Origin of the sequence: Curtobacterium sp. MCLR17_058, assembly GCF_003234705.2 — a bacterium.
GTDB lineage: Bacteria > Actinomycetota > Actinomycetes > Actinomycetales > Microbacteriaceae > Curtobacterium > Curtobacterium flaccumfaciens.
This window is the reverse complement of sequence record NZ_CP126262.1, coordinates 1,211,675-1,226,079: the sequence shown is the minus strand read 5'-3', so window position 1 is coordinate 1,226,079 and position 14,405 is coordinate 1,211,675. Positions and strand designations below refer to the sequence as shown.

The following is a 14,405-nucleotide window of genomic DNA, read 5'->3' as shown; positions in this document are numbered from 1 at the left end:
GTCCGGTCGTGCGTCAGTGCGTGGCCGCGCGGGCCAGGTCGACGACCGCCTGCACGGTCTGGTCGAAGTCGAGGTCGGTGGAGTCGAGCGTCGTGACGCCGTCGGCGGCGTTCATGAAGTCGACGACCTTCGCGTCCGCCGCGTCGCGACGAGCGAGTGCTGCGGAGGTCTCGGCGGCCGACTGGGTCGTGACCTCTGCCGAGCGTCGGGCCATTCTAACGGACTCGTCGGCCGTCAGCAGGATCCGGACCTCGGCGTCGGGTGCGACGACCGTGGTGATGTCCCGGCCCTCGGTGATGATGCCCGGGGCGTCGGTCTTCCGCATGACGTTGCGGAACAGCTGGACCAGGCGCTTCCGGACGTCCGGGAGCTTCGCGATGTGGGCGACCGCGCCGGTGACGTCGGGGGTGCGGATGGCCTCCGTCACGTCGGTCTCCCCCACCTTGACGTAGTAGTCGTCGGGGTCGGTGCCGATGGCGTAGTCGAAGGTGTCCCAGCTCGCCAGGACCGCCGCGGCGTCGTCGAGGTCGACCCGCTGCTGCAGGGCGTGCCACGCGAGTGCACGGTAGGCGGCGCCGGTGTCCTGGTAGCCGTAGCCCAGGGCGCGGGCGGCCGCACGGGAGACGCTCGACTTGCCGCTGCCGGCGGGACCGTCGACCGCGATGACGATCTTCGCCACGTAGGCACCGTCGGCCAGGCCGGACGGCATCGGGGCGCTGGTCGAGCCGGGCTCCCCGCCGGGTTCGCCGAGGCCGCCGGCCGGGCCCCCGAGTGCGCCGCCGTCGCCGCTGCCGCTGAACGGGCCGCCGGCACCGCCCTGGCCCGGGGTCGGGAGGCCGGAGTCGGGCCCGTCCGGTCCGCCGGTCACACCGGAGTCGTTCGTCGCTGCGTTCGTGTCGTCGTTCAGGCCCATGCTGCTGCGATCCTCCATCCGCGCCCCTCGAGTTCCTCGACGAGTCGCTGTTCCTGCTCGGGCAGCACCGACACCTCGACGATGCCGATCTGTGCGCCCGGTGAGTGCTCGAGGCGCATGTCCTCGAGGTTGATGCCGATCTCCCCGATGAACGTCAGGAGTGCGGCGATCTGCCCTGGGGTGTCGTCGACCAGGACGACCACCTGGGCGAAGCGCTTGGTGGTGCCGTGCTTGCCGGGGAGCCGTTCGACCCCGCGGTTGCCGTCGGCGATCGTCTCGGCGATGGTGCGCGGCGAACCGGCACCGTCCGGGTCGCCGAGCGCGTCGATCACGCGGGACAGGTCGTCGCGCAGGTCGGTGAGCACCGGCCGGATGTGCCCGGCGTTCGCCCCGATGATCTGCACCCAGAGCCCCGGGTCGCTCGCGGCGATCCGGGTGACGTCGCGCACGCCGCCGCCGGCCAGGCCGAGCGACCCGTCGGGGGCGTCCCGAAGGCGCGAGGCCATGAGGGTCGACACGAGCTGCGGCGCGTGCGAGACGTACGCGACGGCGAGGTCGTGCGACTCGGGGTCCATCGGCACGACGGTGGCGCCGACGTCGAGCGCGAGGTCCTCGACCACCGCGGCGCGCTGGAACGTGATGCCGTCGTGCCCCGCGATCACCCAGGGGCGACCGACGAACAGGTCGGCGCGGGCGGCGGTCGGACCGCTGCGCTCGCGTCCGGCCATCGGGTGCGACCCGATGTAGCGGGAGACGTCGGCCCCGGCCGCCACCAGGGCGGCGAGCGGCCCGGACTTCACGCTGGCGACGTCTGTCACGACGGCGTCGGGGTGGGCGGCGAGCTCGCGCTCCACCACCGTCGCGACGACGTCCGGCGGCACCGCGACGACGATCAGCTCCGGCTGGTCGCCGGCAGTTGGTCGACGGCCGGCGCCGTAGTCCACGGCGAGCGCCAGCGCAGCGGGCGAGACGTCGTCGAGGACGACGTCCACGCCCTTCTCACGCAGGGCGAGACCGATCGAGGCGCCGAGCAACCCGGCACCGACGACCCGGACCGGGCCGCGCAGACGGCGGTCGATGTCGGTCGGGGTCACGTCGGTCACCGGGCAAGCCTACCGATCGCGGCTCGGGCATCGGTCGATGCCCGAGCGTCGGGTTCGGTCAGTCCGCCGACTCGTCCTCGTACTCGTCGTCGTCCTGGTCGAGCGCGACGTCGCGGTCGTCACGAGCGGACGGCTTCGCGTCACGGACGGTGCTGAGCAGCTTGCCGACCTCGACCGTGCCGAGCTCGCGCATCTTGCCCGGCGGCAGGCTGCCCAGGTGCAGCGGTCCGAACGACCGGCGGACGAGTTCGAGGACCGGGTGGTCGACGGCCTCGAGCATGCGACGGACGATGCGGTTGCGGCCGGAGTGCAGCGTGATCTCGACGAGCGACTCACCCCGCGAGGACTCGAGCAACCGCACCTTGTCGGCCTTGATCGGACCGTCCTCGAGCTCGACGCCCTCGGTCAGGCGCTGCACCACGGCGGGGTTCACGTTGCCGTGGACCTTCGCGATGTACGTCTTCTGCACGCCGAACGACGGGTGCGCGAGCACGTGTGCCAGGTCGCCGTCGTTCGTCAGGACGAGCAGCCCGGAGGTCTCGGTGTCGAGACGGCCGACGTTGAACAGGCGCTCCTCGTAGCGGTCCACGAACTCGGTCAGGTCGCGGCGACCGCGCTCGTCCTGCAGGCTCGAGACGACACCGGTCGGCTTGTTCAGCACGATGTAGCGCCGCGACGAGTCGATCTGCACGGGCACGCCGTCGACGCTGATCGCGTCCTTCTCGGGGTCGACGCGACGCCCGAGGGCGTCCACGACCTCGCCGTTGACCGTCACGCGGCCCTCGACGATCAGGTTCTCCGCGACCCGGCGGGATGCGACGCCGGCAGCGGCGATCACCTTCTGCAGGCGCTCACCCTCTGCCTGGAGGCTCGGCTCGGCCCCGGCAGGCGCCGTTCCGTCCGCCGCGTCCCAGTCCTCGATGATCGGCCGTTCGGGCGTGCCCTCGGCCGGGTTGCCCCGGTCGTCGCGCTGCCCACTCGGCTTCGGCGTGGTGCGGTCGCTGTTGCGGACGCTCGTGGTGCCGCCGACGTAGCGGCGGCCGTTGTGCCAGACGCGGCTTTGCTGGCCGTCCGGCGTGCGGCGGTCGTCGCGGCCGCGGTCGTCGCGCCGGTCGTCGCGGGGAGCGGAGCTGCCACGGTCGTCGCGACCCCGGTACCCACCGCGGTCGTCGCGGGGAGCAGAGCTGCCACGGTCGTCGCGGCCGCGGTACCCACCACGGTCGTCGCGCGGTGCCGAAGCCCCACGGTCGTCACGGCCGCGGTACCCACCACGGTCGTCGCGCGGGGCGGCGCTGCGGTCGTCACGGCCCCGGTACCCGCCGCGGTCGTCGCGCGGAGCGGAGTTGCCGCGGTAGCCACCACGGTCACCGCCACCGGATCGGTCATCGCGACCCCGGTAGCCGCCACGGTCGTCGCGCGGAGCCGAAGCCCCACGGTCGTCACGGCCGCGGTACCCACCACGGTCATCGCGCGGTGCGGAGCTCCCGCGGTCGTCGCGACCCCGGTACCCACCACGGTCGTCACGCGGAGCCGAGCCCCGGTAGCCACCACGGTCGTCACGCGGAGCCGAAGCCCCACGGTCGTCGCGGCCGCGGTACCCACCGCGGTCGTCACGCGGAGCCGAGTTGCCGCGGTAGCCACCACGGTCGCCGCCACCGGAACGGTCGTCGCGACCCCGGTAGCCGCCGCGGTCGTCACGCGGAGCGGAGTTGCCGCGGTAGCCCCCACGGTCACCACCGCGGTCGTCGCGAGGAGCGGACCCACCACGGTCGTCACGGCCGCGGTAGCCACCACGGTCGTCACGCGGAGCGGAGTTACCCCGGTAGCCACCACGGTCGCCGCCACCGGCACGGTCGTCCCGGCCCCGGTACCCACCACGGTCGTCACGCGGAGCCGAAGTCCCGCGGTACCCACCACGCTCGCCGCCGCGGTCGTCGCGCGACGGGTACCCGCCACGACGGTCGTCGTCGCGCGGCGGGCGTGCGCCCCCGCGGTCGTCGCGACCGTACCCGCCGGAGCGGCCACCGGCACTGGAGCCGGCCCCACCGCGTCCGCCGGCCGGGCGGCCGGAGCGATCCGGGCCTCCCGAGCGTCCGTTGCGGTCGTCTCGGTCTCGGGGCGCGCCGCGCCCCCGGTCGTCAAACCCTGCCATCGGGGATCCCTTCGTTCTGCTCGAAGCCGTCCGCACCGTCGTCCAGGAGGGGCGAGATGAGCGGCAGCTCGTCGAGCGAGTTGATGCCGAGCTGCTGCAGGAGCAGGTCGGACGTGACGTAGTTGATGGCGCCGGTCTCGGCGTCGGTGAACGACTCCTCGATGAGGCCGCGTGCCACCAGGGTTCGGACGACGCCGTCGACATTGACGGCGCGGATCGCAGCGATCTGCGAGCGGGTGATCGGCTGCTTGTAGGCGACGACCGCGAGGGTCTCGAGTGCGGCCTGCGACAGCCGCGAGGGGCGCTCGGCCTCGACGAACTGCTCGACCACGGGGTCCAGGTCGGCGCGGACGTAGAAGCGCCAGCCGCCACCGACCTCGCGCAGTTCGAAGCCACGGCGGACCGTGCCGTCGACGCCGTCGAAGTCCGCGACCAGGCGTTCGATCGCCTGCCGGACGGCGGGGACGGGCGAACCGACCGCAGCACCGAGGGCGACGAGCGACTGCGGCTGGTCGGCGATCATCAGGATGGCCTCGAGCTGGCGGTCGATGGGGATGGTGGGGTGGGCCTCGGACGCGGCGCGCTCGTGGATCTCGTGCTCGATCGCGCGGGCGTCGGCCATCTCGTCAGCGCCGCCGGGTTCGGCGCTGGACGTGTCGTGCACGTCATCCGTCATAGTCGGCTCCCAGGTTCGCGAGGCTCTCGTCGGACCAGTCCTCGGCGGTCCACCGCAGTGTCAGCTCCCCGAGCGGCTCGAGCTGCTCGAACGAGATCGACGCGTTCCGGTACAGCTCGAGGATCGCGAGGAAGCGAGCCACCACGATACCCGTCTGGTCGACGCCCGCGACCAGTTCACGGAACGAGACGCCCTCACCATCGCGGGTGCGCAGGATCGACACGACGATCGCGGCCTGCTCGCGGATGCTGATGAGCGGGGCGTGCAGGTGGTCGAGGCCGACGGTCGGGATCTCCCGCGGGGCGAAGGCCAGCGCTGCCAGTGCGGCGAAGTCCTGCACCGACAGGGTCCAGACGAGCTCCGGCGTCCGCGCGCGGAACCGCTCCTCGAGCCGGACGCTGCGGACGTGCCGGCGCGACTCGACGCCCCAGCGCTCCCCGAACCAGTCGGCGGCCTGCTTGAACGCGCGGTACTGCAGCAGTCGGGCGAACAGCAGGTCGCGGGCCTCGAGCAGGGCGACGTCCTCGGCGTCGACGAGCTCACCCTGGGGCAGCAGCCCGACGATCTTCAGGTCGAGCAGCGTCGCCGCGACGACCAGGAACTCGCTGGCCTCGTCGAGCTCGTCGGCGGACTCGGCCTGCCGGACGTACTGGATGAACTCCCCCGTCACGGCACCGAGCGACACCTCGGTGATGTCGAGCTCGTGCTTCGTGATGAGCGACAGCAGGAGGTCGAACGGTCCGTCGAAGTTGGCGAGCCGGACCCGGAACCCCGCGTCAGGCGACGGCGCCACGCTGGACGAGCTCTCGTGCGAGCTGCCGGTAGGCGTGGGCGGCAGGGTGGTCCGGCGCGGTCTGCGTGATCGGGCGTGCGGACACGGTGGCGTCCGGGAACTTCACGGTGCGGCCGATGACGGTGTCGAGCACGCGGTCGTCGAAGGTGTCGACGACCCGCTCCATGACCTCGCGCGAGTGCAGCGTGCGCGAGTCGTACATGGTCGCCAGGATGCCGTCGAGCTTGAGCGCCGGGTTGAGACGGTCGCGCACCTTGTCGATCGTCTCGATGAGCAGGGCGACACCGCGGAGCGCGAAGAACTCGCACTCGAGCGGGATGAGGACGCCGTGTGCCGCGGTCAGGGCGTTCACGGTGAGCAGGCCGAGCGACGGCTGGCAGTCGACCAGGATCACGTCGTAGTCGTTCGCGACCTTGCGCAGCACGCTCGCCAGGATCTGCTCGCGGGCGACCTCGTTGACCAGGTGCACCTCGGCCGCGGACAGGTCGATGTTCGCCGGGATGACGTCGAGGCCGGGGGTGTTCGTCGGCTGGATGACCTGGTTCGGGTCCTTCACGGCACCCATGAGCAGGTCGTACACGGTGTGGATGTCGTGCGTCCGGACCCCGAGGCCCGCGGACAGCGCACCCTGCGGGTCGAAGTCGACGGCGAGGACCTTGCGGCCGTACTCCGCGAGCGCGGCGCCCAGGTTGATGGCGGTCGTGGTCTTGCCGACGCCGCCCTTCTGGTTGCAGAGCGCGATGATGCGGGCGGGTCCGGTGCTGTCGAGCTCCTCGGGCACGGGGAAGTCCCGGACGGGACGCCCCGTCGGACCGTGGGTGGTCGCGCCGGTGGGGTTGGTCGTCGGGTTCGGGCTCACCCCGTCATCGTACCGGCGACCTCGGGTTGGGCCGGGTCGCACCGCCGCGGGACCGCCGCGCTGCTGGCTGGCAGCCTGGCCGCGGGCGCTGCTGCGCTGGTGCGCTGGTGCTGCTGCCCGTCAGGCAGCGCGCAGGGCGACGCGCATGCTGTCGACCCGCTCCGCGATCACGGGGTCGGTCGACCACCGCTGCTGCAGCCGACCGACGAGCTCGCCGACCTGCTCGCGGTCGAGCCCCGGGTGCAGCGCCAGTCCCACCGTCAGCTCCGGCCCGGCGAACCGGCCGACCGGGTCGCCCGGCGCGAGTTCGACACGGGCGACGCCGGGCTCCCCCTCGACCGAGACCGCGAAGGCCCGAGCCACCTCGGGGTCTTCGAAGCACGGGGTCCACGGCAGGTCCTGCCCGAGCGCCCACACCGCCGGACGTCGCAGCACGAACTCGGTCGGCGACTTCGGGTCGAGCACGACGAGCTGGGTGTCCTCGCTCGCCGCGGCCATCGCCACACGGCGCGACTCCACCGGCACCGGGCGCGCGTCCGGGTCCCACACGTGCATGGCGTCCACCGAGGTGAACGCCGGCATCACGCTGCGACCATCCGGACCGGCGACCGTCACGATCGAGAGTTCCTGGGTCTTGTCGACGAGCTTGCCCTCGTCGGTCTCCCCCACGTCACCGGCCTCGGCGATGAGTGGGATGAGCAGCCGGGCGGTGCGGAGCGCCTCGACGATCGCCGCCTGGGAGGCACCCGCGGCGAGCGCACCGATCGCGGCGACCACCGCGGGGTCGGCGAGTCCGTCGTCCTCGGCGAACGCGGTGTCGTGGTGGTCGAACGTGCGGCCTTCCCACGAGAAGCCCGCCGAGTCCGCCGCCCCGCCGGGGGTGTGCGCGTCGTCGGCGTCCGGCCCGGTGCCGCGGCCGTTCGAGATGCCCGCCACGGCGCTACTCGGACGCGATGTCGAGTGCGGCCGGCAGCGTGAACGCCCCGGAGTACAGCGCCTTGCCGATGATCGCGCCCTCGAGCCCGTACGGCACGAGTTCGCGGAGCGCACGGAGGTCGTCGAGCGTCGAGATCCCGCCGGAGGCCACCACGGGCTGGTCGGTCCGGTCGCACACCTGGCGGAGCAGTTCGACGTTGGGCCCCTGCAGCGTGCCGTCCTTCGTGACGTCGGTCACCACGTAGCGGGCGCACCCGGCGGCTTCCAGCCGGTCGAGCACCTCCCACAGGTCACCGGCGTCCTCGGTCCAGCCGCGGCTCGACAGCGTGGTGCCGCGGACGTCCAGCCCGACGGCGATCTGCTCGCCGTACTCACCGATCACCCGCGCGGCCCAGTCCGGGTTCTCGAGCGCCGCGGTGCCGAGGTTCACGCGCGCCGCACCGGTCGCCAGTGCCGCTTCGAGCGAGGCGTCGTCGCGGATGCCGCCGGACAGCTCGACGGAGACACCCTCGACCTCGCGGACGGCGTGCGCGATCACCCGGCGGTTGTCGCCACGACCGAAGGCTGCGTCGAGGTCGACGAGGTGGATCCACTCGGCACCCTGGTCACGCCAGGTCCGGGCAGCGGCGACGGGATCGCCGTAGCCGGTCTCGCTCCCCGCCTCACCCTGGGTGAGCCGCACGGCCTGTCCGTCGACGACGTCGACAGCCGGCAGCAGGACGAGGGGCGGGGTGTCGGTGAGGTCGGTCATGGTCCTGTCGGTTTCGTTGCGGTGGAGAAGGGGCTGCGGACAGCCGGGAGGCCCGGTGCGCGTCCGGCACGGCCGTCGCGCCCGGCACCGGCCGGGTTCAGAGCGAACGCACCCAGTTGGAGAGCAGGCGGATGCCCGGCTCGCCGGACTTCTCGGGGTGGAACTGCGTGGCGGTGAGCGGCCCGTTCTCGACCGCGGCGATGAAGGGCTGCCCGTGCTCGGCCCAGGTCAGACGCGGCGCGCGGAACGGCCCGTACGCCTCGAGCGGGAAGTCGGTCACGCCGTAGGAGTGCACGAAGTAGAAGCGCTCGTCGTGCAGCCCGTCGAACAGCACGGAGTCCTCGGGCGCCTGCACGGTGTTCCAGCCCATGTGCGGCAGCACCTCGGCCTGGATCTCCTGCACGGTGCCGGGCCACTGACCGAGCCCTTCGACGTCGGCACCACGCTCGATGCCCCGCGAGAACAGGACCTGCATGCCGACGCAGATGCCGAGCACGGGTCGCCCGCCGGCCAAACGGTGGTCGACGATCTCGCCGCCCTGCACACCCTCGAGCTGGTCGATCACGGCGGCGAACGCCCCGACGCCGGGGACGAGCAGGCCGTCGGCCTTGAGTGCCGCCTGCTTGTCCGAGGTCAGGGTGACCTCGGCGCCGGCGCGCTCGAGTGCCTTGGCGGCGGAGTGGACGTTCCCCGACCCGTAGTCGAGGACGACGACGTTCGGCTTGGCGGTTGTCACAGGGCGCCCTTCGTGGAGGGGATGCCGTCGACGCGCGGGTCCAGCTCGACCGCCTTGCGCATGGCTCGGGCGAACGCCTTGAACTCGGCTTCGGCGATGTGGTGGGGGTCGCGGCCCTCGAGCACGCGGATGTGGACGGTGATGCCGGCGTTGAACGTGATCGCCTCGAACACGTGGCGGACCATCGAGCCGGTGAAGTGGCCGCCGATGCGGTGGAACTCGAAGCCCGCGGGCTCGCCGGAGTGCACCAGGAACGGACGCCCGGAGACGTCGACGACGGCCTGGGCCAGCGCTTCGTCCAGCGGGACCAGGGCGTCGCCGTAGCGGCCGATGCCGGCGCGGTCGCCGAGGGCCTGCTTGATCGCCTGTCCGAGCACGATGCCGGTGTCCTCGACCGTGTGGTGCACGTCGATGTCGGTGTCACCCGTCGAGCGCACCCGCAGGTCGATCAGGGAGTGCTTGCTGAACGCGGTCAGCAAGTGGTCGAAGAACGGGACGGAGGTCGAGATCGACGAGGTCCCGGTGCCGTCCAGGTCGAGCTCGAGTTCGACACTCGATTCGCTCGTCGAACGGCTGATCGAGGCGGTGCGGGCGGTCATGCCTCAACCCTAACCGGCGGCTGCTCGGCGGCGACCTGCCGCATCGCGTCGAGGAACGCGGTCGTCTCGGCTTCGGTCCCCGCACTCACCCGCAGGTGGTTCGGGATGCCGAGGTCGCGCACGATGACGTCACGCTCGAGCAGCGCCTCGAACGCGGCGTTCGGGTCGGCGACACCACCGAAGAGGACGAAGTTCGACCAGGTCTCGTAGGTGCGGTACCCCATGGCCTGCAGCTCGGTGACCATGCGGTCACGCTGCCCCTTGATGTCGTCGACCATCGCCAGCATCTCTGGGGCGTGCCGGAGTGCCGCGATCGCTGCCGCCTGGGTGAGCGCGGACAGGTGGTACGGCAGCCGGACCAGTCGGACGGCGTCGACGACGGCGGGGTGCGCAGCCATGTACCCGACCCGGGCACCGGCGAACGCGAACGCCTTGCTCATCGTGCGGGAGACCACCAGGCGCTCACGACCGGGCAGCAGCGTGAGGGCACTCGGGGCGTCGGACGGCATGAACTCGGCGTACGCCTCGTCCACCATCACGATGCCGTCGGTCGCGTCGTAGGCGGCCGCGATCGTCTCGATGTCGAGCGGGGTCCCCGTCGGGTTGTTCGGCCCGCACAGGAACACGATGTCCGGCTGGTGCTGTCGGATCGCCGCCACGACGGTCTCGGGCGAGATGCGGAACTCGTCGTCCCGCTGGGCCGGAATCCACGTGGTGCCGGTGCCCGACGCGAGGATCGAGTGCATCGAGTACGTGGGCGGGAACCCGAGCACCGAGCGACCGGGCCCGCCGAACGCCTGGAGGAGCTGCTGCAACACCTCGTTCGATCCGTTGGCCGCCCAGAGCTGCTCGGCGGTCAGGTCGTGTCCGAGGTAGTCGGCGAGCGACTGCCGGAGCTCGGTGAACTCGCGGTCCGGGTAGCGGTTGACCGTCAGCAGGGCCTGCCGGATCGACTCGACGATGTCGGCAGCGACGTCGTCCGGAACGGGATGCGTGTTCTCGTTGACGTTGAGCTGCACACGGACGTGCTTCTGCGGGGCGCCGTAGGGGCTCTGCCCGCGCAGGTCGTCTCGGATCGGGAGGTCTTCGAGCGTGAATGCCACCGATCCATCGTAGGCCGCTGTCACCGTGCGACGACCAGCCGTCCGGACGGCGCTGCCCGAGCGGCTACTCGCCGTCGGTGTACTTGGTGGGGATGGCGATCTCTTCGCCGGCCTGCAGCGCGGAACCGTCGAGCGCGTTGAGGCTCACGACGTCCTGCACGAAGTCACGCGGGTCCGAGTTCGGCGCGGTCTGCTCGGCGAGCTGCCAGAGCGTCTCGCCCGGCTGGATCGTCACGGTCTCGAACTGGGTGCGGGCGCCGCCGGCGGTGGCGTCTCCGGCGGAGGCCTGCCCGCCGTTCAGCACGCCGAGGGCGACGACGACGAGGAGCGGGAGCGCGGCCAGCGTCGTGAAGACGATGCGGCCGCGACGCGTCAGACGCAGGCGGGTACGCACGGCGGGCGCCGCGGTGCGCTGGATGTCAGCGATGGCGATGGTGCTCATGTCGTTCTTGCCTTCCCGTTCGGGTGGAACCGAAGTCGTGTACCGAACATAGTTTCGAATCAGACGACGCACAAGTCCTGGGAGTGGATTTCTGCGGGGTTTTCTTGCGACACGCTCGAACAGGTGTTTGTCCGGCCCTGGCTGGTCGGATACTGTTTCGATCGACTGGGACAAGCCTGACGGGGACCACCGACATTCCCGCCGCGGCCGGACCGGCACCGACGAAAGCGAGACGACGTGGTGGACGAACTGCGGGGCCAGAAGCCGCTGACGCCGAAGCAACAGGCGATCTTCGACGCGATCCGTGCGTCGATCGCCTCACGGGGCTACCCGCCGAGCATGCGCGAGATCGGCGACGCCGCCGGGCTCTCCTCGCTCTCCAGCGTCTCCCACCAGCTCGGCCAGCTCGAGCTCGGTGGCTGGATCCGCCGCGACCCGAACCGCCCGCGCGCGCTCGAGGTCCTGGTCGACGAACCGTCGTCCGACGTCGGCGGCCCGGACATCGACGCCACCACGCTCGTGCCGCTCGTCGGCCGGATCGCCGCCGGTGTCCCGATCACCGCCGAGCAGCACGTCGACGAGATCATCCCGCTCCCCCGACAGCTCGTCGGCACCGGCGAGCTCTTCATGCTCAAGGTCGTCGGTGAGTCGATGATCGACGCCGCGATCTGCGACGGGGACTGGGTCGTCGTCCGGTCGCAGCAGACCGCCGAGAACGGTGACATCGTCGCGGCCATGCTTGACGAAGAGGCGACGGTCAAGGTCTTCCGCCAGCGCGACGGTCACACGTGGCTGCTGCCGCGCAACTCCGCCTTCGAGCCGATCCTCGGTGACGCGGCCTCGGTGCTCGGCAAGGTCGTCGCGGTCCTCCGCTCCCTCTGACCGCGGCCCGCGCTGCACCGGCGCGAGACGCCGTCGTCACCGTACGACGCCCCCTGCACGACGAAACGCCGCCGGATCCGGCGGCGTTTCGTGTGTTCCGGGGCGTCTCGGCGACGTGACGGCGTCCGGCGGACCCGTGACGGGCCTCCAGGCCGCGCGGCAGCGCTTCCCAGCGCCAGCGCCCGCCGGAGGTGACCGTCAGACGGTGGGGACAGGCGTGACCACGTAGGGCTCGAGCTCGGAGACCTGCCGCTGGAAGACGCGCACCCGCAGGCGCGTGCCGTCCTCGACGTAGTCGACGGACTCGACCGAGCCGGTGTCGTGCAGCGACGACACCAGGTCGCCGCGGTCGTACGGCACGACGATCGTCAGGTCGACGTCGGGCTCGGGAAGGCGGTCCTCGATGACGCCGAGGAGCTCCGGGATGCCCTCGCCGGTGCGCGCAGACACGAACACCGCGTCCGGCACGAGTCCGATGAGCACGAGGCGCTGCGCGTCGTCGATCAGGTCGGCCTTGTTGAAGACGACGATCTCCGGGATGTCACCCGCACCGACGTCGCCGATGACCTCGCGCACGGTGGACAGCTGCGCACCGGGGTCGGGGTGCGAGCCGTCGACCACGTGCACGATGACGTCGGCGTCGCCGACCTCTTCGAGGGTGGAGCGGAAGGCCTCGACGAGCTGGTGCGGCAGGTTGCGGACGAAGCCGACCGTGTCGACGAACGTGAACTCCCGGCCCTTGGCGCTCTCGGTCCGACGGACGGTGGCGTCCAGCGTCGCGAACAGCTGGTTCTGCACCAGCACGCCCGCGCTCGTCAGCCGGTTGAGCAGCGACGACTTGCCGGCGTTGGTGTAGCCCGCGATCGCGACGCTCGGCACCTCGTTGCGGTTGCGCTCGGCACGCTTGGCCTCACGGGCCGGGGTGAACCCGGCGATCTGCCGGCGGAGCTTCGCCATCCGCGTGTGGATCTTGCGGCGGTCGAGCTCCATCTTCGTCTCACCTGGGCCACGAGAGCCCATGCCAGCGCCTCCGGAGACCTGGCCACCGGCCTGCCGGGACATCGAGTCACCCCAACCGCGCAGTCGCGGCAGCAGGTACTGCAGCTGGGCGAGTTCGACCTGCGCCTTCCCCTCGCGGGTCTTCGCGTGCTGGCTGAAGATGTCGAGGATCACGGCCGTGCGGTCGATGACCTTCACCCTCACGACGTCCTCGAGCGCACGACGCTGCGAGGGTGCCAGTTCGGTGTCGGCGATGACGGTGTCGGCGCCGGTGGCCTTGACGACCATCGCGAGCTCCTGGGCTTTGCCCTTGCCCAGGTAGGTGGCCGGGTCCGGGTTCGGCCGGCGCTGGAGGAGCCCGTCGAGCACCACGGCGCCCGCGGTCTCGGCGAGTGCCGCGAGCTCACGGAGGGAGTTCTCGGCGTCCGAGGCGTCGCCCTGGGGGTACACGCCGATCAGGACGACCTGCTCGAGCCGCAGCTGGCGGTACTCGACCTCGGTGACGTCCTCGAGTTCGGTGGAGAGGCCGGCGACACGGCGCAACGCCGCACGATCCTCACGGTCGTACTGGTCGCCGTCGCCGGTCCAGCTGCGGTCGTCGACCGACTGCGTCTGGATGGCCTGGGCGGGTGCGAAGATGGACGATGCTGCGCGGTGGTCTGCGTTGCGCAACACCCTCTCGACGACACCGTCTGCGCTGTCGTCGTTGGTCTGGTGGTTCTGCTGATGGGTATCCGTCATCCTGTGCACAGGCTACCTCTGGAGGCCCTGCGACACACTCGGTTGCCGGTACGGTTCATCCATGGCGAACGACCACTACTTCTCGGCCAGCCCCGAGAGCGAACTCCGGCCGCGCCAGGTGCACGTCACGCTCGCCGGTCAGCCCCTCACCCTGTCGACCGCGGCGGGGGTCTTCAGCCCCGACGGCGTCGACCGCGGCACGAAGGTCCTGCTCGGTTCGGTGCCCGCACCCGCTGCCGACGGAGCGCTGCTCGACATCGGCTGCGGCTGGGGCCCGATCGCGATCACGATGGCCCTGCAGTCCCCCGACGCCCACGTGTGGGGCGTCGACGTCAACGAGCGGGTGCTCGGGCTCGCGCGCGCCAACGCTGCTGCTGCGGGGGCATCGAACGTCAGGGTCGCGCTGCCCGACGACGTGCCGGCCGACCTGCGCTTCCGCACGATCTGGTCGAACCCGCCGATCCGTGTCGGCAAGGACGAGCTGCACCAGATCCTGCTGACGTGGCTGCCCCGGCTCGAGGTCGGGGGCGACGCCTGGCTCGTCGTGTCGAAGGACCTCGGGGGTGACTCGTTGCAGAAGTGGCTCGTCGGGGCGCTCGGCTCGGGTTTTGCCGTCACGCGGGAGTCGACGGCGAAGGGGTTCCGCGTGATCCGGGTGCAGCGCAGCGCGTAGGGCGCGAGCTCTAGCGCTCACATCGTGAGCACAAATGGTCGGGTCGC

General features: G+C 71.6%; 15 protein-coding genes. 2 read left to right on the top strand and 13 right to left on the bottom strand.

Annotation, left to right across the window (positions count from 1 at the left end; translation table 11 throughout):
- Positions 1-13: 13 nt before the first annotated feature.
- The 12 genes from cmk to DEJ11_RS05795 form a co-directional block, all read right to left on the bottom strand.
- On the bottom strand, positions 14-709 hold the full coding sequence (cmk, locus tag DEJ11_RS05850; RefSeq protein WP_111038957.1) for a (d)CMP kinase: 696 nt from the start codon (positions 707-709) through the stop codon (positions 14-16).
- 194 nt (positions 710-903) lie between these two features.
- The gene (locus DEJ11_RS05845; RefSeq protein ID WP_111102939.1) at positions 904-2,016 is read right to left on the bottom strand and encodes a prephenate dehydrogenase; all 1,113 of its coding nucleotides are present in this window, start codon (positions 2,014-2,016) and stop codon (positions 904-906) included.
- A 58-nt stretch (positions 2,017-2,074) separates the two neighbouring features.
- Complete coding sequence (locus DEJ11_RS05840; RefSeq protein ID WP_231495626.1) at positions 2,075-2,863, bottom strand: pseudouridine synthase; 789 nt, start codon at positions 2,861-2,863, stop codon at positions 2,075-2,077.
- 1,291 nt (positions 2,864-4,154) lie between these two features.
- A complete protein-coding gene (gene scpB, locus DEJ11_RS05835) occupies positions 4,155-4,844 on the bottom strand; it encodes an SMC-Scp complex subunit ScpB (protein WP_258375299.1) in 690 nt (229 codons plus the stop codon).
- Entirely contained in the window at positions 4,834-5,637 is an 804-nt protein-coding gene (locus tag DEJ11_RS05830) for a segregation and condensation protein A (RefSeq protein ID WP_171907825.1), read from the bottom strand. The genes scpB and DEJ11_RS05830 overlap by 11 nt, the downstream gene beginning before the upstream one ends.
- On the bottom strand, positions 5,621-6,496 hold the full coding sequence (locus tag DEJ11_RS05825) for a ParA family protein (protein WP_017885900.1): 876 nt from the start codon (positions 6,494-6,496) through the stop codon (positions 5,621-5,623). The genes DEJ11_RS05830 and DEJ11_RS05825 overlap by 17 nt, the downstream gene beginning before the upstream one ends.
- Before the next feature lie 120 nt (positions 6,497-6,616).
- Positions 6,617-7,432, bottom strand: a complete 816-nt coding sequence (locus tag DEJ11_RS05820) for an SseB family protein (RefSeq protein ID WP_111046593.1) — start codon at positions 7,430-7,432, stop codon at positions 6,617-6,619.
- A gap of 4 nt (positions 7,433-7,436) precedes the next feature.
- Complete coding sequence (gene priA, locus DEJ11_RS05815; RefSeq protein ID WP_017885902.1) at positions 7,437-8,183, bottom strand: bifunctional 1-(5-phosphoribosyl)-5-((5-phosphoribosylamino)methylideneamino)imidazole-4-carboxamide isomerase/phosphoribosylanthranilate isomerase PriA; 747 nt, start codon at positions 8,181-8,183, stop codon at positions 7,437-7,439.
- A 97-nt stretch (positions 8,184-8,280) separates the two neighbouring features.
- A complete protein-coding gene (gene hisH, locus DEJ11_RS05810; protein WP_111030465.1) occupies positions 8,281-8,919 on the bottom strand; it encodes an imidazole glycerol phosphate synthase subunit HisH in 639 nt (212 codons plus the stop codon).
- Positions 8,916-9,518 (bottom strand): imidazoleglycerol-phosphate dehydratase HisB, encoded by a 603-nt coding sequence (gene hisB, locus DEJ11_RS05805; protein ID WP_111102937.1) that lies wholly within the window; start codon positions 9,516-9,518, stop codon positions 8,916-8,918. Before hisB ends, hisH begins: the two co-directional genes overlap by 4 nt.
- Positions 9,515-10,621 (bottom strand): histidinol-phosphate transaminase, encoded by a 1,107-nt coding sequence (locus DEJ11_RS05800; protein ID WP_111102936.1) that lies wholly within the window; start codon positions 10,619-10,621, stop codon positions 9,515-9,517. Before DEJ11_RS05800 ends, hisB begins: the two co-directional genes overlap by 4 nt.
- Before the next feature lie 64 nt (positions 10,622-10,685).
- A complete protein-coding gene (locus tag DEJ11_RS05795) occupies positions 10,686-11,063 on the bottom strand; it encodes a LysM peptidoglycan-binding domain-containing protein (protein WP_111092331.1) in 378 nt (125 codons plus the stop codon).
- A gap of 237 nt (positions 11,064-11,300) precedes the next feature.
- On the opposite strand from DEJ11_RS05795, the gene lexA reads away from it, so the two are divergent.
- Entirely contained in the window at positions 11,301-11,945 is a 645-nt protein-coding gene (gene lexA, locus DEJ11_RS05790; RefSeq protein WP_027464773.1) for a transcriptional repressor LexA, read from the top strand.
- A 198-nt stretch (positions 11,946-12,143) separates the two neighbouring features.
- Here lexA and hflX read toward each other — a convergent pair whose 3' ends face one another.
- Positions 12,144-13,685: a GTPase HflX gene (gene hflX / locus DEJ11_RS05785; RefSeq protein ID WP_111102935.1), complete on the bottom strand. Its 1,542-nt coding sequence runs from the start codon at positions 13,683-13,685 to the stop codon at positions 12,144-12,146.
- Between the two features lie 61 nt (positions 13,686-13,746).
- Here hflX and DEJ11_RS05780 point away from each other — a divergent pair, with 61 nt between their 5' ends.
- Positions 13,747-14,358, top strand: coding sequence for a class I SAM-dependent methyltransferase (locus DEJ11_RS05780; protein WP_111102933.1), 612 nt, complete (start codon positions 13,747-13,749; stop codon positions 14,356-14,358).
- Positions 14,359-14,405 lie beyond the last annotated feature (47 nt).

Excerpts from the sequence above, each read along its gene's own strand:
- priA (WP_017885902.1), bottom strand. The coding sequence starts at position 8,183 with ATGACCGACCTCACCGACACCCCGCCCCTCGTCCTGCTGCCGGCTGTC.
- hflX (WP_111102935.1), bottom strand. The coding sequence starts at position 13,685 with ATGACGGATACCCATCAGCAGAACCACCAGACCAACGACGACAGCGCA.
- cmk (WP_111038957.1), bottom strand. The coding sequence starts at position 709 with ATGCCGTCCGGCCTGGCCGACGGTGCCTACGTGGCGAAGATCGTCATC.
- DEJ11_RS05780 (WP_111102933.1), top strand. The coding sequence starts at position 13,747 with ATGGCGAACGACCACTACTTCTCGGCCAGCCCCGAGAGCGAACTCCGG.
- hisB (WP_111102937.1), bottom strand. The coding sequence starts at position 9,518 with ATGACCGCCCGCACCGCCTCGATCAGCCGTTCGACGAGCGAATCGAGT.
- scpB (WP_258375299.1), bottom strand. The coding sequence starts at position 4,844 with ATGACGGATGACGTGCACGACACGTCCAGCGCCGAACCCGGCGGCGCT.
- DEJ11_RS05795 (WP_111092331.1), bottom strand. The coding sequence starts at position 11,063 with ATGAGCACCATCGCCATCGCTGACATCCAGCGCACCGCGGCGCCCGCC.